Source organism: Undibacterium sp. RTI2.2 (assembly GCF_035018705.1).
In the GTDB taxonomy this organism is placed as follows: domain Bacteria; phylum Pseudomonadota; class Gammaproteobacteria; order Burkholderiales; family Burkholderiaceae_D; genus Undibacterium.
In genome coordinates, this window is record NZ_JASJXN010000009.1 from 116,219 (window position 1) to 137,496 (window position 21,278).

Consider the following 21,278-nt stretch of genomic DNA (forward strand, 5'->3'; position numbering starts at 1 on the left):
CAACTTATTTATACGCAGTGTGGATTTGCTTAGTTCACGTTAGTTGACACGCACCTTCATCACATCCTACAATCGCGGCACAGGTGCTCTGGGGCGCCTGCCCGCACAAGAGGCTCTCACCCTGCAATCCATTCTTTTTTAATGTGATGAATCCAAGTTTCGTTTGACGTCAGCGGGTCGTCGATAAGCGAACAGGAGCCTTATCATGTTAATTCTCGTTTCCCAGTTTTACCTTACCACTGCTTTGTCACCATGCTCTGTACTGCGATTTTCTGAAACTATTTCAGGAGCATCGCTATGAATGCGCTGACGACAGAAATCAAGACCCGCGCCCGGCTGTTAATCAAGCTATTGCAAACCAATAATGTCGCCGCGACTAAACGTGCATTGTTGCTGAGCCGGCAGCACAACTGGACCTTGCCGGAGACATGGCAATTGCGACATTGTTTGAATCTGGCTGCCGCTGACGCAGGCTTTCAGCATTGGGAGCATGCGCGTGCTGTGCTCGGTGGAGAAGTCCAGACGGGAGATTTAAAGGATGATTTTGGTGACTTCTGGCATGGTAAAGAAGTTAGCGGCTACACCAATCATTGGTATGCCAGTTATGCAGAAGCGCAGTTGCAGTTGCAGTTGCAGTTGCAGTCAGACCCAGCATCGTATTTGCTACCTTACCGACTTCAGTTTATCGTCGTTAAAGCCGAGTATTTGCATGCCTTGGGTGTGAGTACGGATGCAGCATGGTGGCAGCCAATCGCAAACGATCTTGTTCTTGGTTATGGTTCGGCAAGCTGGCTGGCGCTATCGCAACAGCGACTACAAACTAGTCGCATCGAGCGTTTTAACGCAGCCTGGGATGCGCGACAAACGCTGTTGGATCTGGAGTCGACAGACGCAGAATCGCAGCGCGTAATACACACTTTTATCCAAAATAATCGCCTGACAAAAATCCCCGATCAACGTAAAAAGCGGCTCGTGATTTTGCGCTGGCTGGTCAATCAACTGCAAACTGAACGACGTTACGCAGAATCAGAAATCAATCAGTTTTTTCTACAATACCACGAAGACTACGCGACGTTGCGACGAGAAATGATTACCAATATGTTGATGAAGCGTGAGGATGGCGTGTACTGGCGTTTGTAGATTTTTAGACATAAGATAATATACTCCCAATTATTTTTAATAAATATGGCTTGATGCCCAGTAATTATATGGACATCTTAATATTACTAGAGGGGAGTATATTTTTTGTTTTTTGGTTAATTGAGTTACCGCTGAATCGGGTTGACAGGTTTCCAATGCCAAGTGACGCCGTTGGCAGCATCATCTCTGGTACCACCATGCAGATCCAGCGGCGTGGGTGCGATTGGCGTGATCGCTTCCACTTCGTTGTCGCTCTCGGGCGGTGCATCTTCATCGACGTCGATTTTCTTGGTACCAATACCGTTGGCCAGATAATGCGCTGCAATCGCCGCAGCAACTACCGGATCGCTGGAGGGAACTGTCAGCGAATTGATTAGTAGTTGTAGTTCGGCGTCGGCGGTATTAGTGGATGTGGTTACTGTGTTTGCTGTGTTTGCCGCATTTACTAGTTCTGCCGGAGTTTCTGCTTGATCGGTCAAGCCTGTCGTCAAGGTGGTAACCGTAGCCGGTGTCAGCGTCGTGTCCGTCACGACTGGGGTGCTGACGTCTGCCGGGGTGGCTGGAGCACTTGTTATCGATGCTTGCGTCGTGCTTGTTTGGGGCGCGGCGCTATTTGCTTTTGTTGATGTATCTGAAGTTGCGCCAGCGCTGGTGGATTCTTCAATTGCGCTCGCCAGTGCTACGTCTGCGAGTGTGCTTTGCAGGGCAGCATTACTTGCCGCTTCTTGCTCCACAGTTTGTGCTGAATATAAAGCAGTACTCGATTGCTGGTTACGCAAAGCCGATGCTGCGGCGAGCAACTGCTCAGTAATTTGTTGCTCAACCAGTAAAGGGTCGCTGCTAGCAATGCTAGCCAGCGTTGCCGCCGCAGTGTCACTGGTCCCTGCAAGACTTTGCGCCGCTGCTGATAAATCGACAATACTGGCTGTACCGACTGCATCAATTCCGTCCGATGATGGCAAAGCTTGAATAATGGTCGGGCTCAAGGGTATTGCGCTATCCACCGGCAGTGCGTCAGGCACCAATCCGACGGCTGGAGTGGCAGTCACGATGGGCGTGTTTGAAGCCGACGGATTTTGCACAATGGTCGGTAACACCAGAGGTGTAATTGTCGATAAAGGGGTCAGTGAGGTAACCATAAAATGATCATACGCCGTCTCTAGGCCGTAGTTTGTGTGTTGTCTCACATAAGGTCGTACCTTGCTTTAGCATCATTTGTTGGCTTGTAGATTGGTTATATCCTTCCTATTCAATTTGCGTTGGGTAACGTACAAAGAAATAAGTAGTTCCGTCGTATATTTAGCACTTACGCAAGACCGCCCCAGCTGCCTTGTAGCTCTTGGCTGTAACAAAGTACTAACGTCGTAGCCGCGCCTTGTTCGGACAATTTTGCGTAAGCCCTAGTATTGAAAATGCGTTGATGTTTTCAAACGCAAGATGGAATAGTTATCTCGTACCGATGTGACTGATGGGTAAACGTGTACTGCTATAAAAAAGACTTTATGAATACTGAGCTTCATTTTTTGGTGGTCAACGACGATCTGAATATGCGTCTGATTTTGATCGCCCTGTTAAAAGAAATCGGTTATACCCGCATCTCTGAAGCCCAGAATGGTGAAATGGCATTACGTGCCTTTAAGTCGGCAAAACTGTTAGGTTCTCCCATCGGTTTTGTGGTTACCGATTGCGCCATGCCATTGATGAACGGATTAGACCTGATACGCTCGATCAGGCAAAATCCAGAGACCAGTCAGCTCCCTATCTTTGATGTACACAGCGCAAGCAAATAAAGAAAATATTATGGCTGCGGCGCAAGCAGGTGCTGATGGCTATATCGTCCGGCCATTTAAGCTAATGAGTTTGCAAAAAAAATTAGAATCGATTTTATCCAGACGACAATTAGCGATCTTGGATTTACCGGGACAGAGCGTTGTTCAGCAGTTCACGCACGACCAAGATAAGCAGATGCCATAATTTTTTTGCGGCACGCTAAATGTGTTGTTCCTCGCATATGTACATCGCGCACATCACGCACGTCGTGCATAATTTACGCATGGCATGTATCGTTTCCAAACGCATTACAACAAGGAGCATGCTCCGGTGTCCGTCTTCATTGTTCCTATCACATTGCCAGAATTGACCGAGTTAGCTCAGTCACACAACCCTGGCGATTTGCAGTATGCATTTGCAGAGGACGCACTACCTCCGGCATTTGTTGCCGCGCGGGCCTTAACGCAAATTAGTGAGGGACAATCGGAACAATGGTGCCGGGTTTTTTATATTGTCAAAGAACCGGACAATATGATTATCGGAAGCTGTGGATTTAAGAGCGAACTCAAACAAGGGTCGGTAGAAATCGGCTATAGCATTTCTACCAATTACCGTGGCCAAGGTGCGGCAACAACCGCGATCCGACAGTTGGTCGACGATGCATTTAGTATGGGGGCAGCGCAAGTCGTCGCTGAAATCCTTCCCGATAATCTTGCCTCTGCTCGCGTTGTACAAAAACTCCATTTCAAGTGCGTGGGACCTCAGTTGGATACAGAAAATGAACTAGTAGATTTATGGGTTTTGCAGCGTCAGTGATGATATTCACGACGCCTTAAATGACGATGCCTTAAGCCCAGTTTTCCATTGGAACAGCGACAAGTTATCTACTCATACTGCTGTGGCGTTATTCCTCTTAAGGCCGCACGCCATCTGCTTTTCTACGAAGTGATAACGGTCGAATGGGATATCCGGGTTTAATTCATGCCATCTGATGCAGATGGATATTACGCCGGATTTCCTGTCCGCCAGTCAAGTCACCCGACGCCAATGACCTGATGCGCAATGGCGATATACAAAGGGATTCCCAAAAAAATATTCAGTGGAAAAGTGATGCCCAGCGACATACCCAAATACAGCGAGGGATTGGCTTCGGGGATGGTGTAGCGTAATACCGCAGGTACCGCGATATACGATGCGCTGGCAGCCAATACCATCAACAAACTGGCGTCGCCTGCGGGTAGTTTCAGCAAGCATGCCAGACCCAAAGCTAATGCCGCATGACATAGCGGCGTGACGATGGCATAGGCGATAATCCATGGCGATTGGCCTTTGATTTCAGGTAATTTACGCGCTGCCATCAAACCCATATCGAGCAAGAAAAAGGCGAGCATGCCTTTAAATAAATCGCCCGAAAAAGGTCGCATGGCAGCCTTGCCGCTCTCGCCTGAAATAATTCCCACCACCATCGAACCGAGCAATAGTAACTGCGCGCCGTCGGTCAACGATTCGTGCAGCACCTTGCTGAGCGAGGTTGGATGGGGCGAACCGCTAGCCGATTTTTTTCGCAAGGTATTAGCAAAGATCACTGCCATGATAATTGCGGGGGACTCCATCAGCGCCATCGCCGCTGCCATATGACCGCCATAGGCCAGATGATGGTTTTCCAGATACTGCACGGCGGTGATAAATGTCACTGCACTCACCGATCCATAAGTGGCCGCGATCGCGGCAGCGTCATAGTGATTGATAAAGCGTTTTAGCAATTGATAGCCAAGCGCTGGTACCAGCACCGCCAGCAAGATTGCGCATCCAAGGCTGCTGACAATTTGGGGCGTCAGTCCCGAATGCGCTAACGCAAATCCGCCTTTTAAACCTAATGCCATTAACAGATAGAGCGATAAAAAGCGTGAGAGCTGAGGCGGGATATCTAAATTGGATTTGATCATGCCGGCAAAAATACCAAAGGCAAAAAATAAGATCGCGGGGTCTAAGATGCTTTGCATAAGAGTATGTGAGTAGTTGGACTGGGCGCATCTTATGTGGAATAATTCATCAGGTAAAATCAATTTATTTAGCATTAACCATAATCAAAACTAGATGAACGTCACATTCCGGCAACTCAACTTATTTTTATCTCTCGCTGAATTGAAGAGCATTACCGCGACTGCCAGAGCTTTTCATGTGACGCAGCCAACGGTTTCTATGCAGCTGCGGGAATTAACCGACGCGGTTGGTCTGCCGCTGTATGAAGTCATCGGCAAGCGATTGTCGCTGACCCCGGCGGGGGAAGAATTGGCGAAATCCGCGCGCATGATGGTGGATGAGCTGTCCTCATATGAGCAGCGGATTGATGCGATGAAGGGGCTGACGCGAGGCCGCTTGCGGGTTGCTGTGGTCAGTACGGCAAAATATTTTATTCCCCGTCTGCTAGGTGCGTTTTGTGAGCAATATCCAGAAATTGACATCGCTTTAGAGGTGTTAAACCGTGACGGCGTCGTGCAGCGATTGCGCGATAACCGTGATGACCTCTACATCATGTCTATGCCGCCGACCGACATTGATATTGATCAGCAAGTGTTTCTGCCTAATCTGTTAGAAGTGATCGCACCAGCGACGCATCGTCTGGTACAACAGAACCATATCCAGCTTGCTGAATTGGCGACAGAACGATTTATTTTGCGTGAGCAAGGTTCGGGAACACGGTTAGCCTGTGATCGATTTTTTGCCGCGCAACATTTTCAGCCGCAAGTTCGTCTGGAGCTGGGTAGCAACGAGGCGATCAAACAGGCGGTCGCCGGTGGCATGGGCATCTCTGTCGTATCGCGTAACGCTTTAGGCGAGGCGTTGATTGATGACGCTCTGCGTGTGCTTAAGGTAGAAGGTTTTCCTATCCATGCCAACTGGTATATCGTGACTTTGCATGGCAAGCGTTTATCACCGATTGCCTCTGCGTTTCTGGCTTATTTAGCGACTTATGCTGAAGCGAAAGCAGAATAATTACTCTTTGCTTATTAAATACTCCCTATAGGTATATTTAAATTGTCCAAGTAATCGTTGGGCAATAAGTCTATTTTATAAATTTCATAGGGGAGTATATTTATTTGTGGTAAATCGACAGACAAAAAAAGAGCGTACTATTCAAAGAATATACGCCCGAAGTTGGAGCACCTGATTGTCAATCTGAGTTTAACTGACGAGTTCGATCTCACCTTCAAGTAAGGTGTTTGCTGGCAAAGCGTCAAGTTGCTTGAGCTTGTCGTAGTAAGGTGCAAAATCGGGTGCCGTACCCTCAAACAATTCTTGGAAACTGTTAATGACAAAATAGGTTTCCTGATACGAATCGATTTTGTACAAGGTGCGCAGACAGCGTTGTATGTCCAGATGAATATGATGGGAACTGGTATTCGGTTTCAGGCAAAATTCCACCTCGCCACCCGAAGATAAAATCCCGGCGCCATAAATGCGCACGCCTTCCGCTGTGTTGATCAGGCCAAATTCCACCGTGTACCAATACAGCCGTGCTAGATAATCCAGCCCGCCTAAGTCCATCGCCTTTAAACCGCCTTTGCCATATAACTGCATGTAGTCGGCAAACACCGGATTGAATAGCATAGGCACATGGCCGAAGTAATCATGGAATACGTCCGGCTCAACAATGTAGTTAAATTCTTCCGGTGTACGCAGCCACACTGTGACCGGAAAACGGCGATTGGCCAGATGCTCAAAAAATGACAACTCAGGTATCAGACCGGGTACCGCAACGATGCGCCAGCCGGTCGCTTTAAATAATTCTTCTGAGGTTTGTTCAAAGTTGGGGATGCCATTGGCCGCATCCATTTTATTCAAGGCATCGATAAATTCATTGCAGGCACGACCGGGCAATAGAGCCGCCTGACGTTGATACAGTTTGCGCCACAGATCATGCTCAGCTTCGGTGTAGGCATCCCAGTCTTGCTGCACAACATAGCGCGTATCGGCCAGACTGTAGTCGCCACGCAGCACGGCGCCATAGGATTTTTCAGCCACGGTAGCCAAAAATTCTTCTCTAGTAACGCTCGCAGTTGCAGTTGCTGTCAACATGATTTTTCCTCTTCTTTGAAAGACAAAAAGGCTAACAGAACATCGCTGACTATCCTGTTAGCCTTTGCAAACCAAGCGTGCAATCTGGTTTGATGTAGCTTGGCGCTTACGCTGGTGCTGTGTCGTCTTTGAGCACGCCGCGGCGTATCTGATCAAGTTCAATTGATTCAAACAGAGCGCGGAAATTACCTTCACCAAAACCCTGATCACCTTTACGCTGGATGATTTCAAAGAAGATTGGGCCGATCACGGTCGTCGTAAAAATCTGCAATAACAGTTCGCGTTTATTCTCGCTGCTATGGCCATCGACCAAGATACGCAGCTTGCGCAATTCTTCCAGGTTCTCACCATGGTTAGGCAAACGACGGTCGATCAGATCGTAATAGGTTTCGATCGTGTCTTGGAACACGACGCCATCGTTTTTCATATCGGCGACGGTTTTGTACACATTGTCTGTACCCATCGCAATATGTTGTACGCCTTCACCGTGGTACAGATCTAGGTATTCCGCGATTTGGGATTTGTCATCCGATGATTCATTGATAGGAATACGGATTTTGCCGCAAGGGGAGGTCATTGCTTTGGATTTTAAACCGGTGTGCTTACCGGCGATATCGAAGTAACGGACTTCACGGAAATTGAACAGGCTTTCGTAATAATCAGCCCATTCTTTCATACGGCCACGGTGGACGTTGTGCGTCAAATGATCGATGTAGGTCAGGCCATTGCCAACCGGATGTTGATCCGCGCCCGGGATGGCGACAAAGTCTGCGTCGTAAATGCTGATGTTACCGATAGTGCCCGGTTGCGCGCCATCTTTGCCATGCCAGCGGTCAACAAAATAGATCAGAGAATCACCGATGCCTTTGATAGCTGGAATGTTCAGTTCCATCGGGCCAGTTTTATTGTCGAAACCCCATGCGCCGAGCTCCAATGCGCGTTTATACGCTGCGTTGGCATCTTTAACACGGAAGGCAAACGCACAAACAGATGGACCATGTTTGCGGGCAAAACGCTGGGCAAATGAATCTGGCTCGGCGTTGATGATGAAGTTGACGCCGCCTTGGCGATACAGCGTGACATCTTTGGTGCGGTGTTTGGCGATGGCGGTAAAGCCCATACGTTCAAATAATTCGCCGACTTCTTTTGGCTCGGTTGCGGCGTATTCGATAAATTCAAATCCGTCAGTACCCATCGGGTTGTCCCAAGGCTGGAATTCCATGCTTGTCTCCTAAATTTAAGTCGTCAAAAAATAATACAGTTGTCCGCGCAAAGTGAGTGAGTTGATTCGTCAGTTGATTCAATTGAATCTATCAATTCTTTAAAACACACCGCAGGCGCTGGAAGGCGGCAATCAAGGTCATCCAATCGAGCGATTTTTTGACACAGATTAAGATCTCAGTATAGTCCGCCAATCACGCCATTAAATTGCAAAATTACCCAATAAATTTCTTTTTTAAGCAATAATATTGCTGATATTGATTAATTATTGGCAGACTATGACGACAGTTCCATTGGATAAAATTGACCGTAAGATTCTGGCGATCTTGCAGGCCGACGGACGATTGACTAATCAAGAGGTGGCTGAGCGCGTTAATTTGTCACCATCGCCTTGCCTGCGGCGCATCAAGCGGCTGGAGGACAGCGGCGTGATCCGCAAGTATGTCGCACTGCTAGAGCCCGCCAAAATTGGCTTGGGTTTGCTCGCCTATGTCAATGTCCGGCTAGAAAAGCATAACGACGCGCCGGGTAAAGGCGCATCCCGCTCACCGCGTAATGATTTTGCCGCATCGGTAGATCAGTGGCCAGAAATCGTCGCTTGCTATGCGATGACGGGAGAGATGGATTATTTGCTCAGAGTCCATGTCGAGAATATGGATCACTTTTCCCGTTTTATGATGGAAACGCTATTACGACATCCGGCGGTATTGGATGTAAAGTCGAGCTTTGCTTTGCAGCAGATTAAAGATACGACTGCCTTGCCTGTGCTTAGTGTTTAGTGCAGCGTGAGGGGTGCAAACCATCGCGTAATTCCACTCATGTTTTAAGTTACCTGCAAGTTAGCGGCGAAGCTCAACAAACGCCATCGGCTCCCATTCGCGCATCGCAAGTAATAATCCATTGCCACGACGTTTGGGCAAAGGTGAAGATAAACTTTCTTGATGCAACTCTGCAAATTTCAAACGTAGTTGTCTCAGTTCGCTTTGCATTTTTGTGATGGCATTTTCGGTCAGCATGGCGCTTGAGAAACTCAGAGTTTCATCGCTTTCTAAAAAAGGACTGTTCAAAAAATCGGTTAAACCTTGCTCTTGGAAGTAACGTTTAATAGGTCCGTTTGCAAGCCAGTCAAAGTCACGTGCGACGTTCAGACGAATGCGATTACCTGGCAATAAGGCGATGAGTTGTAAACGATCTAGTCGTAATAGCTTTTGCAGACACTCCGTCTCAGTCAATTGATATCTACCTACGATATCGTTTAGGCTCCAGTGGTTGAGCGCACACACAGCAACTAACAGCAACTTGGGATCGGAGATCAATTCTTTTTCTTGCGCATCGCTGAGCGTTCTTAGTCGCGGCTCGGTCGCGCTAGCCTCTTGCGCTAATTCTGCCAAGGTAAAGCCGAGCAGATTACTAAGCTGCACCAGGCGATCAACTGGGAAGCGTCCTGAAGTAAAAAGCCGCTTAATACTAGGCTCCGACAAGTTAAAAGCGATCGCCACATCTTTATAAGTTTTACCTTGCAGTCGTAACTGTTTTTTGAGCGTCGCGACCAATTGCTTTACTTCTGTCATTGGGTTTTTGCCTTCGTTTGAATTTAGTTTTAGCTTAGTTTGAGCTTATATTGAGTATTGATATTTGATGCTTAGTTTAATAAAAATCAGAACTATTTTAAAGAAGGTATCATTTTATTCGAGACAGGGGCAAGCTTCTGATGAATCAACATTCATCAATCAGGGGGCTTACTTTGAGGCGCATTTTTATTTGCTTGCCATTTTTATTCACTACTTTATGTGGCGTTTTACTCATTGCACATGGCCCAATCGAGCAGCTGGCGCATTATCACGAGTTTGCCGATCTATCGGATTTTCTTGGTGTGCCGCATGCAGCCGATGTTTTTTCTAACCTTGGTTTCGCTGTCGTTGCCATTTGGGGCATGTATCGTTTGTGGCCAATGCGAAAACACGCAAGTATCGAAGCAGGTTGGATTGGTTATCGATTATTTTTAGCAGGTTTGCTATTGACGGCATTGGGCTCGGGCTTTTACCACCTTGCCCCCGATAATGCGCGCTTGCTATGGGATCGCTTACCGATTGCATTCGCCTGCGCTGGATTGCTTTCTGCGGTGAGAGCGGAGAATGTGCCAAACGTAAATCGCAAAACAGATGCAAATGTACTCGTTCTCTTTGCTATTTTTAGCGTCGCATGGTGGTACGTCACTGACGCATACGGTGCTGGAGATTTGCGTCCATATTTGTTTTTGCAAGGATTGCCGCTGATATTAATTCCGCTTTGGCAAACGATTTATCGGGCGCCTAAATCGGATCGTATTGCTTTTGGTGGCGCCTTGCTTTTATATATCCTTGCGAAGGTGACAGAAATATACGATCACGACATCTTTCAGCTAGGTAGTGTTATTAGCGGCCATACAATGAAGCATCTTTTGGCCAGCATTGCTGCCGGTGTTTTAGTGGGGCGCTTGGTACAGAGAATAAAGACCCATGCGGCTCAAGACGATAGCTTGTGCTGAGGCGTATTTTTACAGATGTGATAAGTGAGTGCTGCGGCTATACAAAACGATAGATACTCTGTGGGTAACACGGCTTCTTCTGCAAAGACAATGCGGCGGTTACCCTCAAAGACGAAATCATTTGGAAACAATGTACGGAAGCTGTCGATCAGAGTTGTATGGCACTTGAAGTACATCGCATATTTTGACGGATAAGCAGCCTTCCATGCGATGCGGATTGTGCTGCCACTTTTGCTGGCGCTGGTCAGATACGCAGGTTCGCCCCATTTCAGCGTTTCTTCGATCTTACCCACACCTTCAGTCGCAGCCGCCGTCGATAAAATAAGATCTCTCAGCAACAAGAGCTTTTGGCGGATTGGTAGCGGTTAGCTTTCAAATATTTTTGCTACCGCCGGATCTTTAATTGGATACATATTGAGTAGATATCAGGTGTGATTGCTACTCAGACTGTTGATGTCAGGCTAGCGTAGCCTGCCCAACATGCATCTCACGAGAACTTGGTAAAAAGCGGGCGATCGTTGCGAGCAAATCATTTTCATCAACTGGTTTCCCCAGATAAGTATCGCAACCTGCCCAAGCGCCGCGGAATTTATCAAATGCAGAAGATTTGCTGCTCAGCATCACTACAGCGGTGTTTTTAGTTGACGGGTTGGCTTTGATATGTTTACAGACCTTATAGCCGTCAATGCCAGGCATCATAATATCGAGAAAAATACAGGTATATTTTTTAATCTCGGCCATCGCAATTGCTTGCTCGCCGTTCTCGGCATAATCCACATCAAAATGAAACGGCGCTAATTTGATGCGCATAAATGCCCGGACGGTAGCGCTGTCATCGACGACTAAAACGGATTCAACAGGCTTTTTAGGAGCGGCGATTGGGGACTCTGGCGCCAATTTTTTATCGATGTTGCGACGGTAGGTTTGCCCATCCCAATGTTGGTTGATGTTTTGTGTGCGGCGGTTACGTTCTAACAGCGCCGCTTGCATCAAATCATCTAACTGCCCAAACAAACGCATCCAATGTATCGGTTTTTGTATGAGCGGCCAACTGGCAGTTTCTGTTGCAGTGCGCCCAATCAGTACTGCTGGCGCATGGATGCTAGGAGAGCGTTTCTCTAATTGTTGTATTGCTTCGGCATTATCAGTATTCACCAGGTAAATATCAGCGCGGTCATGCTCGCTGCTTGGTTCTGCGTAACAGAATGAACGTCTTCCCGTTAGGCGGAACGTAGAGGACAGCATGGTTTTTTCCGCATCAGAAAATCCTAACATTTCAAGGATAAAGCGGTGTTTCTCTGTTTCCATTGTCTCCGCTGGTAATGTCTGATTCATGATAGATGCCGACCCCAAGTTTTACATGTCAATAAGTTATTAATTAAATAATAACACAAGCCTTTGATTCAGATATCGCTTTGTCGTTTATTTTCAACAAGTTACAGTTTTTAGTGTAGCCCATGAGGTCATCGTTTACTAGATAGTGCTAGAGGAATGTAATGATTAAATAATAATTTTCTGTGCTGAATTTATATGATAGTAGTTCGATTAATTATTAAGAATCGATTAGCGTACTAGCTCATATAAAAGGAGTAACAATGTGTTCGTTAGCCTAAGTTACATAGGCAGTGCTAATTGTCGTATGGGGTGAGTTTCAAGTTCCTCGATTTGCGAGCAGAGGTGCTGCAGATAATAATGATCAAGCTCAAGGTTGCTCGGGAAGGTGTAGTACGAGTGTCAGAAATTTGTCAGAAAGACATAAAAAAAGCTTCCCTAGAGAAGCTAATTTTTATTAAATTCAATCGTATCTTATTGATTTGATTGTAATTGTTCTTGGTGGCCCGGGGCGGAATCGAACCACCGACACAAGGATTTTCAATCCTCTGCTCTACCGACTGAGCTACCAGGCCAAGACGAAGAATTATAGTGACCTGTCTGGCATTACGCAAGCTTTTTATGAAAAACATTGCCTGTCTTCGGCGGTTTGGCTTTCGTTGCGTCAATCAACTCTCAACTTAGCCTGCCGTATAATGGGGTGATTATTTTCCTTGGTTGTAAGGTGTAAAACAGCTATGTCCATAGAATCAAATCACAGTGATGTTTGCATTATCGGTAACGGTGCTGTAGGCAAAGCGGCGGCTTTGGGCTTGTCTCAGATAGGGTTGCGAGTCAGTTTGCTGTCCGCTCAAGCTGAATCTTCCGTGCCGCCTAAGGCGATTGTAAAATCAGATTCTGCGGATATTTTTGATCGTTGGGATGTGCGGGTTTATGCGTTAAACCATGTTGCCCATGACTTGCTTGACGGCTTAAAAGTTTGGGCTGCGTTTGATCAAGAGCGTGTGGTGCAGGTTGATGCCATGCAGATTTTTGGTGGTAGTACTGTTGCGGATGGCAAGCTGGGGTTTGACGCTTATGGCGCTCATGTTGATGAATTGGCGTGGATTGTTGAGGATAAAAATCTCAATCAGGCACTCGATAATGCCATGAAATTTGCACAAAATCTAACGCAGATAGTGGGGCGGGCTTCTAGGGTTAACGTGACTGAAAACTTCGCCTCAATCGAGTTAGAAAATGGTAGGCAGTTAACCACATCCTTGCTGATCGGTGCCGATGGTGCGCAATCTTGGGTACGAGGGCAAGCGGAAATCGGGCTGGGCTATCGCCCCTATGGGCAACAAGGTGTGGTTACAAATTTTGCTTGTGAAAAACCGCACAGAGGCGTTGCACATCAATGGTTTTTAGAAGAGCTTGGTATTATTGCCTTGTTGCCGTTGCCCGGACATCGAGTTTCGCTCGTGTGGTCCGCTCCTGATAGTTTGGCTGCGCAAATTTTAAGTGAGCCCTTAGCTGCATTGGCCGATAGGTTGGCGCCATTTTGTGGTTCTCTGCTTGGTAAATTAACGCCGCTTGAGCCACAAAATTGCAAGGCATTTCCGTTAAGTTTGGTACGGCCACATTGTATGATCGCGCCGAGGCTGGCATTGATTGGTGATGCCGCTCATGTGGTGCATCCGATGGCGGGTCAAGGTATGAATTTAGGTTTTGGTGATGTCGCTGCTTTGGTCAAGTTGTTGGCGCAGTCAGATTGTGGTCGTGATTTGCCTTTTGATTGCGGTGACACTCGTGTCTTGCGAGCTTATCAGCGTGCGCGAAGGGAAGAGGTCTTGATGATGCAATTAATGACGGACAATTTGTCCCGTTTATTCGCCACCAATGTGACACCGCTGCGGATTGCGCGCAACTTGGGAATGAACTTGCTGGACCGTTTGCCTGTCTTGAAAAGAAAACTAATTTCCCACGCAATGGGGCGTTAATTGTCGCGCGCCTTTTTTATAGATTGATATTTAATATGTTACGTATGAAGATAAGTATGAAAAAAATAGTTGCTGCTTTATTGTTAATGCCGATAGCCTTCGCGCTTGCAGAAACCAAGGACGAGCTTGCAGTCAGAAAATTGGTTGTGCCGCGTTTAGGGCTTGGCGCCAAAGTAGATTCTGTTACCAAAACCCCCTATGCAGGTTTGTTTGAAGTACGTATTGGTAGCGATATTATTTACACTGATCAAAAAGCCGAATATTTGTTTTTTGGTGATGTTGTAGATGCCCGTACCTCCAACAATTACACCAAAGCGCGGGTAGAAGATTTAAGCCGCGTGAAGTTTTCGGATCTGCCATTGGAATCTGCTGCCAAGATGGTTAAAGGTGATGGCAAACGTGTAATTGCTATCTTTGAAGATCCGAACTGTGGTTATTGCAAACGCTTCCGCCAGACTTTGCAAGGTGTGAATAATGTGACGGTTTATACTTTTATGTATAACATTTTGTCCGAAGATTCTAGCGTCAAATCCAAAAACATCTGGTGCTCTGCCGATCGCAACAAAGCCTGGGATGAGTGGATGTTAAATGGCAAAGCAGCCCCAGCAGCGGCTGAAAACTGCATGACGCCAAACGAAAAAATTCTTGAGCTCGGTAAAAAAATGCGCGTCACTGGCACACCCACTATTATCTTTAGCGATGGCACCCGCATCCCTGGTGCAGTTGATGCCAAAGGTCTGGAAGCAAAATTCGCCAGCATTAAATAACTTATCAAAAAAATCAACAATGACTAGCATTGCAAGCCGCGCACAAGACTGGCGTGGCTTGTTGCTCGCTGCCGGCAAAGGGAGTCGTTTTGATCCCGCTGGCAACCAGAACAAGCTCTTGCAAATTACCGCTAACGGCCAACTCGTTGCCGAAAACAGTGCACGCAATTTACTCGCCGTATTACCCGATAGTTTAGCGATACTCTGCGCAACCAGTTCTATCAACACCCTAGAGTTACTCTCTTCTACCTTACAAAAAACCGGCTGTATGCTGACTGTCTGTGCTAATGCAGAGCAGGGAATGGCTGCGTCATTAGTACATGGATTGCAGCAAAGTGCAGATTATGCTGGCTGGATTATCGCCTTGGCCGATATGCCGTATGTCAAGCCAGATTCAATCAAAAAATTACTGCAGGCAATGCAAGCAGGTGTCGATATGGGCATCTTGGTTTATCAAGGTCAACGCGGTAATCCGGTTGGATTCTCCAGAAAATATTTAGACCAGCTATTAGCTTTAAGTGGCGATCAAGGTGCTCGCAAATTATTGCAGCAACATCTGGTGACAGAGATCGCGGTAGATGATCCGGGCATATTGCGTGATATTGATGTGCCAGAGGACTTGGCGAAACCGATATAAATCTAGCGTAAGTAGAGCTTAGGGTATTAGAGTAGCGCAACTAGATCTTGATGCTGCTTATGTTTCAAAAATAAATATACTCCCCGTTTCTGCACCAAACTAATTTACGGTGCTTTTTGCGGCAAGCACAGCGTGAAGTGTGCACCCGTGTCCAAGCTGCTATGGATGCTGATGCGTCCACCCAGCACACCTGTTACCAGGTTGTACACGATATAAAGCCCCAGTCCACTGCCGCCTTGCCCTAGTTTGGTCGTAAAAAAAGGGTCAAACAAATGCACCTGAGTTTCTGCCGTCATGCCTTGTCCGTTATCGTGATAATCCACTATAACTTCTTCATTCAGCAATTGCGCTTTAATAAAAATATGTCCTTTTTCTATATGCTCAAATCCATGCAGTAAAGAGTTGGAAATCAAATTAGTAATGATCTGTTCTATCGGGCCAGGGTAACTATCAAGTTGAATTTTTTCCGGGATATCGATATCGACAACATGACTCGTGCGTTTTAGCATCGGCAGCAGCGTTGTCATTACCTCTTGTACGGTTGATTCCAGATCAAACGAACGGCGCCGGGCACTCGATTGATCCACTGCGACTTGTTTAAAATCAGAAATTAGCTTGGCGCTGCGAATTGCATTGTGCTCTATCATCTTGCCCGCTTCATGCATGTGCGTGGCGGACTGTATTGCCTCACTTTTTCGTAATCCGCCGCCATTGAGTTTATCTAAAAAGCTACTGGTTTCGTCTTTGAGCGTGGATGCGATTGTGACGATATTGCCGATCGGTGTATTCAGTTCATGAGCAATGCCCGCAACCAGATTCCCCAGTGCCGCGAGCTTTTCAGATTGGATTAAATGCTTCATCGCTTGCTGTAATTCTTCGGTACGTTCTAGTACTCGACTCTCTAGCGCAAGGTTTAATTGTTCTAATGCGATTTTGGTTTTTTCTAGTTCGGTAATATCTAAAATCGCACCGATCATTCCATCAACAATACCAAATTGGTTTTTATATACTGCACGGTGAAAGATCACATGTTTTGGTTCGTTAAAATAGTTGTCAATGTTTAATTGAAAAACTTGTTTTTCATACTTCTTGTATAGCTCTTGATCTTTCTCCTCATACAGCTTGACTCGGTTAGGCTCTAGCCAGTCAGTCATTTTTTTATTAATAATTTTTTCCCGGGTGAGTCCCGTCATCGTGATGAACGCGTCATTACAACCCAGATAGATACCATCTTTATTTTTGTAGAAAATAGGGATCGGCATTGCGTCTAATAAGGCTTCGAGAAAATTTCTCTCTTTTAAAATCGCTTCTTCGGCGGCTTTACGTTCTGTGATATCGGTGATATTGCAACGGATGAGTCGAGTATTTTGCGGACTTGGCAGCCTCACCAGATGTAGCTCACATGGGAATTTTGTACCATCAGAGCGCACGCACTTCCATTCAAAACGAAGGTCTGGTCCAATCAACGATTCATTAAAATAACCAACGATCGTACTCGTCATATCCTTTCCATCATTATCTTTAGTCGAGACGAGTTTGATCGGGCTAAGCTTTAGCAAATCTGAGTGCTGGTAGCGAAAAAGTTGTAACGCATTACGATTGACATCGATAAAGCGATTCTTGTCAGCGTCTAAAACCAGCATCGCCTCCGGCGCGTGATCTATCAGGGTTCTGTACGTCGCCTCGCTATTACGCAAGGCGATTTCAGCTAGTTTGCGCTCGGTCATATCGGTTAGTGTTTCTAAGGCGCCAATCATCTGACCATCTTCATCCAACAAAGGCACCGCAGTGAACTGTAGCCATTTTCCAGTATCACCAACAACGTCAATCAGCTTTAAAAAAGCTTCCGTTTCGATGCCACCGATCACGACTTTGCTGTGTAAAACTGGGTTCTTATAATGTGTTTGGATCTCAGCCATCGTCGCATTATTCAGCACAAAGTCAGCCAGACATGGCCGTGGTTCCACATAAAATCCTCGCCATGTGTGATCTGATCCGACAATCTCGGTCGCGTTGGTATTCGTCATTTGCTCCAGCAAGGTGTTCCATTGCGTCACTTTATGGTTTTTGTCAATAGTGAATAAGGCAATCGGCAGATTTTTATAGGTCCGCTGCATTTGTTGTTCTATTGCGTTAGCGCGGGCGACAGCGAGTTTGCGCTCCGTGATATCTCTGGCGGAAGCCACTGATCGCTGCTTTCCTTCCAGCTCTTCTATGTGTAATGACACCTCTACCCAAAACAGATGACCATCAGCATGTTTGGCATGCCATTCAAATAATTGTGGACCTTCATTAATCGCTTTTGCTAACCAGTAGACCGCTTCTGCTTCTGTATATGGTGCGACATCAGAACTGGTATTTTTGATGTTGAGCGCGGCTACGTCTTCTGCTGCAAATCCATATAGCTCAGTAAAGCGGTGGTTGACATCAATTAACTTACCGGTTTCCATCTCTCGGACAACAATCGCCTCACTACTAAAGTTGAATAGCTCACGATAATTGCGTTCACTTTTTTGTAGTTCTCGTTGGCTGCGTTTTTTAGTTTGCAGCACAAATAGAAGCAAAATAAGCATCACTAAAAAGCCAACTATTAACGGCACTGTGATGCTGAAAAAAAGTGGTGCCGGCTCCGTAATTGATGGGATTTTGTGGTGGCTAGAATTGCTACTAATTAAGGCACTATCCACGCTATTAGTGCTTGGTTTGGTCGCGTTAGTAATGGAATTTTGAGCCGAGAATAGTGGGGTTGACCGGAGATTTTTTAGACTTGGCAAGCTGTCAATCTTGGCATTAAGATGGGCGTATTTGCCTAAAGTGAACACCATGCTTTGGTTGACTTCAGCTGCCTCAGTGTGATGTGAGTGCAGCGCAAAAAAAATAAAATACAGTATAAATTTTGCCGTCCAGGATGTGACGAGCCTCGTTTGCCATACACTTTCACAGCGCGTGTGGAGCATGTCGGGATTGTTGAGTAGGGCCATTTTTGCCTAGAATTAGACAGTCTGAGCTAAGACCGCAGAGATTATTTAATGGGATATTTTTCTCGCTGATCGGATCATCAATATACCTAAAAAGGACGACATTCGGTATTTTTAAGATTGAATTAGTTGTTTTTAAAAAAATTGGACTAATTTCTTTCTTATGCTTATGACCAAATATATCTAATGTCGGCGATTCCTCATAAAATATTGGCTAACGGTAATTGATGGGTAATCCGAGTATTGCCGAAACAGCAGCATTGATAAATGGTGACAAAAAAACTAAAGAAGAACGCAAAAAAAATGGATATTCCAAACAAGCAGCTTGTGAACAAACTGGGTTTCGCTGGCCTCATTCCCTTTTGTTTGTTGAGCTTGGCATGCTGGATTGTGCATCCCGACTGGTTAGGTTATTTCATCAAAGCTCAGCTATCGTATGGCGTTGCGATTTTGTCTTTTTTGGGCGGTTTGCACTGGGGCATTGCTTTAATGTCGAAAAATTTAAATCCTGTCGATACCCGCAAAGCCTTGTTGTGGGGCGTTATCCCTTCCATGATTGCCTGGTGTTCTATGGTAAATGTTGGCGTTGGTTTTTTAGTCCAAATTATTGGTTTTGTGGTCGCCTATCAGTTCGACAAGCAGCTCTATCTTCGTTATGAGCTACCCACATGGTTTATCGCATTACGCTTAAAATTAACAGGTGTTGTGATTGCCGCACTTGCTTTTACTTTTATTGCGGCAAATATACGCTGAAAAAATAAGTAGCGACAAAACCAGTAGCGATGTCAGGAAGATAATGCCAATAAGAAATATAATTAAAAATAGGATCGTTGTGAAGAATAAAGAATCCACATCAGCAAGCGCAATCAAGTACAGCATTGTCCCCAAAGATTTAGCTGGTCATCTATACCAAGTCAGCCTGCAAATCAGTCAGCCTGATCCTGCGGGGCAGATTGTGATGTTACCCGCCTGGATACCCGGTAGCTATATGGTGCGTGAATTCTCGCGCAATATTGTGCAACTGCAAGCAAATAGCGCAGGTAAAAAAATCGCAGTCAAAAAGCTCGATAAACATACTTGGCAAGCCGCCGCGTGTGATGGCGTCTTGACCTTGGAGTACGAGGTCTATGCATGGGATTTGTCGGTCCGTGCAGCGCATCTGGATCAGCAACATGGTTTTTACAACGGCACTAGCGTATTTTTGCAGGTGCTGGGACAAGAGATGTCGCCGCATATTGTGGACATCCAGCGAGCTGATGATGCCGCTTGCAAGACCTGGCGCGTTGCCACATCGCTCCCTGAATTAACAGCAAAACGCTACGGCTTTGGTACTTATATCGCCGCCAACTATGACGAGCTGATTGATCATCCGGTAGAGATGGGCAATTTTGCTTTGGCAAGTTTTGAGGCGCATGGTGTGCCGCATGATTTTGTCGTGACAGGCACCGTACCCAATATCGATTTGCAACGCATCACCGTAGACTTAAAAAAAATCTGCGAAACTCAAATTGTTTTTTTTGAGCCCAAGACCAAACGTGCACCGATGGATCGCTATGTGTTTATGACCATGGCTGTTGGTGACGGTTATGGCGGTCTTGAGCATCGCGCATCGACTGCGCTGATTTGCAATCGTAGCGATTTGCCAGCTAAACACCAGATCGAAATAACTGATGGCTATCAAAATTTTTTGGGTCTGTGCAGCCACGAATATTTCCATACCTGGAATGTCAAACGTATTAAGCCCGCAGCATTTGCCCACTACGATTTACGGCAAGAAAATTATACCAGCCTGCTATGGCTGTTTGAGGGTTTTACCAGCTATTACGATGATCTGATGTTGGTACGTTCTGGTTTAATCAGCGAGGCTAGTTACTTTAAGCTGGTTTCGAAAACCATCAACATGGTCCTGCGAGGATCGGGTCGTAAAAAACAAAGCGTGGCTGAATCCAGTTTTGACGCCTGGACCAAATATTATCGCCAAGATGAGAATTCACCTAACGCGATTGTCAGCTATTACACCAAAGGTTCTCTGGTCGGGTTGGCACTCGATCTGACAATCCGTACCGAGACTGCGGGGAAAAAATCGTTGGACGATTTGATGCGCGCGCTATGGCAAAAATTTGGACGTGATTTCTATCAAAATACAGCGTTAAGTCGGCAACAAGGTCTGGGCGAAAACGAGATCGAGGCGATCATACAACAAGCAACTGGCGTCAATGCCAAGCGCTTCTTAGATCGTTACGTGCGCGGTACGGAAGATTTGCCGCTATCTAAATTATTTGAAGATTTTGGGATCGTCCTGAACGATGGCAGCAAGTCTGCAAAAATAGTCAAACCGGTGCTGGGTGTACGTACCGGCAAAGATGGCAATGACTGCAAACTAGTTAATGTGTATGAAGGTCGCGCTGCACACCGTGCAGGATTGTCCGCAGGAGATGTGCTGATCGCCATCAACGGTTTGCGGGTCAGCGCCGCCGATGCCTCAGATGGTCTGACGAATGCACTGAGTCGCTACACAGTTGGCGACATCGTGCAATTACATGTATTCCGCCGTGACGAGCTAATGCTGGTCCAGGCTAAGTTGCAGTCAGATGATGTACCAGCCTTAGCACTGGCTTTGCAAGAGCACAGCAAAGCTGTATTGCAGATAAAACGACCTAGCTATCAGCGCGTAGTTAGGGCGTAATGCTTGCTATTAAATTATATACTGGGTGGTAGTACATGCTTGATAAGGAAAAAGATCAATATTTATTTGGAGGGCGGATTCAGTTACGAAGAGCAACGGGAGGTAAGTTTTAGGGGGAGTATATCCAAATTATAAAAAACCTCAAACGGCGTTCGATAGCC

Annotated in this window: 20 protein-coding genes and 1 tRNA gene; 12 read left to right on the forward strand and 9 right to left on the reverse strand. The window is 46.2% G+C overall.

The window, feature by feature from the left end:
- The first annotated feature begins 297 nt into the window (after nt 1-297).
- Nucleotides 298-1,140 carry a DUF2087 domain-containing protein gene (locus tag QN395_RS07185; protein ID WP_323492167.1) on the forward strand — a complete coding sequence of 281 codons (843 nt, stop codon included), beginning with the start codon at nt 298-300 and terminating at the stop codon, nt 1,138-1,140.
- Between the two features lie 125 nt (nt 1,141-1,265).
- Here the strand turns inward: QN395_RS07185 and QN395_RS07190 are convergent, their stop codons facing one another.
- Nucleotides 1,266-2,327, reverse strand: coding sequence for a hypothetical protein (locus tag QN395_RS07190; protein WP_323492166.1), 1,062 nt, complete (start codon nt 2,325-2,327; stop codon nt 1,266-1,268).
- Nucleotides 2,328-2,642: 315 nt separating this feature from the next.
- Here QN395_RS07190 and QN395_RS07195 point away from each other — a divergent pair, with 315 nt between their 5' ends.
- The 3 genes from QN395_RS07195 to QN395_RS07205 all read left to right on the forward strand — a co-directional run bounded on the left by QN395_RS07195 (nt 2,643) and on the right by QN395_RS07205 (nt 3,726).
- Nucleotides 2,643-2,930: a response regulator gene (locus tag QN395_RS07195; RefSeq protein WP_323492165.1), complete on the forward strand. Its 288-nt coding sequence runs from the start codon at nt 2,643-2,645 to the stop codon at nt 2,928-2,930.
- 10 nt (nt 2,931-2,940) lie between these two features.
- On the forward strand, nt 2,941-3,114 hold the full coding sequence (locus QN395_RS07200; protein ID WP_323492164.1) for a hypothetical protein: 174 nt from the start codon (nt 2,941-2,943) through the stop codon (nt 3,112-3,114).
- Between the two features lie 84 nt (nt 3,115-3,198).
- Nucleotides 3,199-3,726 carry a GNAT family N-acetyltransferase gene (locus QN395_RS07205; protein ID WP_322120146.1) on the forward strand — a complete coding sequence of 176 codons (528 nt, stop codon included), beginning with the start codon at nt 3,199-3,201 and terminating at the stop codon, nt 3,724-3,726.
- Nucleotides 3,727-3,944: 218 nt separating this feature from the next.
- Here the strand turns inward: QN395_RS07205 and QN395_RS07210 are convergent, their stop codons facing one another.
- Entirely contained in the window at nt 3,945-4,913 is a 969-nt protein-coding gene (locus QN395_RS07210) for a sodium-dependent bicarbonate transport family permease (protein WP_322120145.1), read from the reverse strand.
- 94 nt (nt 4,914-5,007) lie between these two features.
- On the opposite strand from QN395_RS07210, the gene QN395_RS07215 reads away from it, so the two are divergent.
- Nucleotides 5,008-5,907 (forward strand): LysR family transcriptional regulator, encoded by a 900-nt coding sequence (locus QN395_RS07215; RefSeq protein WP_322120144.1) that lies wholly within the window; start codon nt 5,008-5,010, stop codon nt 5,905-5,907.
- A gap of 189 nt (nt 5,908-6,096) precedes the next feature.
- Here the strand turns inward: QN395_RS07215 and phhA are convergent, their stop codons facing one another.
- Together phhA and hppD are read right to left on the reverse strand one after the other, a co-directional pair.
- On the reverse strand, nt 6,097-6,990 hold the full coding sequence (phhA, locus tag QN395_RS07220) for a phenylalanine 4-monooxygenase (RefSeq protein ID WP_322120143.1): 894 nt from the start codon (nt 6,988-6,990) through the stop codon (nt 6,097-6,099).
- Between the two features lie 106 nt (nt 6,991-7,096).
- A complete protein-coding gene (hppD, locus tag QN395_RS07225) occupies nt 7,097-8,212 on the reverse strand; it encodes a 4-hydroxyphenylpyruvate dioxygenase (protein ID WP_322120142.1) in 1,116 nt (371 codons plus the stop codon).
- 277 nt (nt 8,213-8,489) lie between these two features.
- On the opposite strand from hppD, the gene QN395_RS07230 reads away from it, so the two are divergent.
- Nucleotides 8,490-8,990, forward strand: a complete 501-nt coding sequence (locus tag QN395_RS07230) for an Lrp/AsnC family transcriptional regulator (protein WP_322120141.1) — start codon at nt 8,490-8,492, stop codon at nt 8,988-8,990.
- Between the two features lie 60 nt (nt 8,991-9,050).
- On the opposite strand, the gene QN395_RS07235 is transcribed toward QN395_RS07230, so the two are convergent.
- Nucleotides 9,051-9,782: a transcriptional regulator gene (locus tag QN395_RS07235; RefSeq protein WP_322120140.1), complete on the reverse strand. Its 732-nt coding sequence runs from the start codon at nt 9,780-9,782 to the stop codon at nt 9,051-9,053.
- A gap of 194 nt (nt 9,783-9,976) precedes the next feature.
- Between QN395_RS07235 and QN395_RS07240 the strand changes: the two genes are divergently transcribed.
- Nucleotides 9,977-10,738 carry a hypothetical protein gene (locus tag QN395_RS07240; protein ID WP_322120139.1) on the forward strand — a complete coding sequence of 254 codons (762 nt, stop codon included), beginning with the start codon at nt 9,977-9,979 and terminating at the stop codon, nt 10,736-10,738.
- Here QN395_RS07240 and QN395_RS07245 read toward each other — a convergent pair.
- The 3 genes from QN395_RS07245 to QN395_RS07255 form a co-directional block, all read right to left on the reverse strand.
- On the reverse strand, nt 10,717-11,079 hold the full coding sequence (locus QN395_RS07245) for a DUF1801 domain-containing protein (RefSeq protein WP_322120138.1): 363 nt from the start codon (nt 11,077-11,079) through the stop codon (nt 10,717-10,719). The genes QN395_RS07240 and QN395_RS07245 overlap by 22 nt on opposite strands.
- A 115-nt stretch (nt 11,080-11,194) precedes the next feature.
- Entirely contained in the window at nt 11,195-12,073 is an 879-nt protein-coding gene (locus QN395_RS07250; protein WP_322120137.1) for a response regulator, read from the reverse strand.
- 496 nt (nt 12,074-12,569) lie between these two features.
- Nucleotides 12,570-12,645, reverse strand: a tRNA-Phe gene (locus tag QN395_RS07255).
- A 162-nt stretch (nt 12,646-12,807) separates the two neighbouring features.
- Between QN395_RS07255 and QN395_RS07260 the strand changes: the two genes are divergently transcribed.
- The 3 genes from QN395_RS07260 to QN395_RS07270 are packed head-to-tail and all read left to right on the forward strand — an operon-like array spanning nt 12,808 to nt 15,453.
- Nucleotides 12,808-14,049, forward strand: coding sequence for an FAD-dependent monooxygenase (locus tag QN395_RS07260; protein ID WP_322120114.1), 1,242 nt, complete (start codon nt 12,808-12,810; stop codon nt 14,047-14,049).
- Nucleotides 14,050-14,105: 56 nt separating this feature from the next.
- The gene (locus QN395_RS07265; RefSeq protein ID WP_322120113.1) at nt 14,106-14,816 is read left to right on the forward strand and encodes a DsbC family protein; all 711 of its coding nucleotides are present in this window, start codon (nt 14,106-14,108) and stop codon (nt 14,814-14,816) included.
- Between the two features lie 19 nt (nt 14,817-14,835).
- Nucleotides 14,836-15,453: a nucleotidyltransferase family protein gene (locus QN395_RS07270; protein WP_322120112.1), complete on the forward strand. Its 618-nt coding sequence runs from the start codon at nt 14,836-14,838 to the stop codon at nt 15,451-15,453.
- Between the two features lie 104 nt (nt 15,454-15,557).
- Here the strand turns inward: QN395_RS07270 and QN395_RS07275 are convergent, their stop codons facing one another.
- Nucleotides 15,558-18,026 carry a PAS domain S-box protein gene (locus QN395_RS07275; protein WP_322120111.1) on the reverse strand — a complete coding sequence of 823 codons (2,469 nt, stop codon included), beginning with the start codon at nt 18,024-18,026 and terminating at the stop codon, nt 15,558-15,560.
- Nucleotides 18,027-18,698: 672 nt separating this feature from the next.
- Here QN395_RS07275 and QN395_RS07280 point away from each other — a divergent pair.
- Together QN395_RS07280 and QN395_RS07285 are read left to right on the forward strand one after the other, a co-directional pair.
- A complete protein-coding gene (locus QN395_RS07280) occupies nt 18,699-19,184 on the forward strand; it encodes a DUF3429 domain-containing protein (RefSeq protein WP_323492162.1) in 486 nt (161 codons plus the stop codon).
- 43 nt (nt 19,185-19,227) lie between these two features.
- The gene (locus tag QN395_RS07285) at nt 19,228-21,117 is read left to right on the forward strand and encodes a M61 family metallopeptidase (protein WP_416200124.1); all 1,890 of its coding nucleotides are present in this window, start codon (nt 19,228-19,230) and stop codon (nt 21,115-21,117) included.
- The last annotated feature ends 161 nt before the right edge of the window (nt 21,118-21,278 follow it).

What these genes read in the sequence shown, in the direction of transcription:
- QN395_RS07215 (WP_322120144.1), top strand. Translation starts at nt 5,008, where the DNA reads ATGAACGTCACATTCCGGCAACTCAACTTATTTTTATCTCTCGCTGAA.
- hppD (WP_322120142.1), bottom strand. Translation starts at nt 8,212, where the DNA reads ATGGAATTCCAGCCTTGGGACAACCCGATGGGTACTGACGGATTTGAA.
- QN395_RS07205 (WP_322120146.1), top strand. Translation starts at nt 3,199, where the DNA reads ATGTATCGTTTCCAAACGCATTACAACAAGGAGCATGCTCCGGTGTCC.
- QN395_RS07230 (WP_322120141.1), top strand. Translation starts at nt 8,490, where the DNA reads ATGACGACAGTTCCATTGGATAAAATTGACCGTAAGATTCTGGCGATC.
- QN395_RS07200 (WP_323492164.1), top strand. Translation starts at nt 2,941, where the DNA reads ATGGCTGCGGCGCAAGCAGGTGCTGATGGCTATATCGTCCGGCCATTT.
- QN395_RS07280 (WP_323492162.1), top strand. Translation starts at nt 18,699, where the DNA reads ATGGTGACAAAAAAACTAAAGAAGAACGCAAAAAAAATGGATATTCCA.
- phhA (WP_322120143.1), bottom strand. Translation starts at nt 6,990, where the DNA reads ATGTTGACAGCAACTGCAACTGCGAGCGTTACTAGAGAAGAATTTTTG.
- QN395_RS07275 (WP_322120111.1), bottom strand. Translation starts at nt 18,026, where the DNA reads ATGCTTATTTTGCTTCTATTTGTGCTGCAAACTAAAAAACGCAGCCAA.
- QN395_RS07235 (WP_322120140.1), bottom strand. Translation starts at nt 9,782, where the DNA reads ATGACAGAAGTAAAGCAATTGGTCGCGACGCTCAAAAAACAGTTACGA.
- QN395_RS07250 (WP_322120137.1), bottom strand. Translation starts at nt 12,073, where the DNA reads ATGAATCAGACATTACCAGCGGAGACAATGGAAACAGAGAAACACCGC.
- QN395_RS07270 (WP_322120112.1), top strand. Translation starts at nt 14,836, where the DNA reads ATGACTAGCATTGCAAGCCGCGCACAAGACTGGCGTGGCTTGTTGCTC.
- QN395_RS07210 (WP_322120145.1), bottom strand. Translation starts at nt 4,913, where the DNA reads ATGCAAAGCATCTTAGACCCCGCGATCTTATTTTTTGCCTTTGGTATT.
- QN395_RS07265 (WP_322120113.1), top strand. Translation starts at nt 14,106, where the DNA reads ATGAAAAAAATAGTTGCTGCTTTATTGTTAATGCCGATAGCCTTCGCG.
- QN395_RS07260 (WP_322120114.1), top strand. Translation starts at nt 12,808, where the DNA reads ATGTCCATAGAATCAAATCACAGTGATGTTTGCATTATCGGTAACGGT.
- QN395_RS07195 (WP_323492165.1), top strand. Translation starts at nt 2,643, where the DNA reads ATGAATACTGAGCTTCATTTTTTGGTGGTCAACGACGATCTGAATATG.
- QN395_RS07185 (WP_323492167.1), top strand. Translation starts at nt 298, where the DNA reads ATGAATGCGCTGACGACAGAAATCAAGACCCGCGCCCGGCTGTTAATC.
- QN395_RS07285 (WP_416200124.1), top strand. Translation starts at nt 19,228, where the DNA reads ATGCCAATAAGAAATATAATTAAAAATAGGATCGTTGTGAAGAATAAA.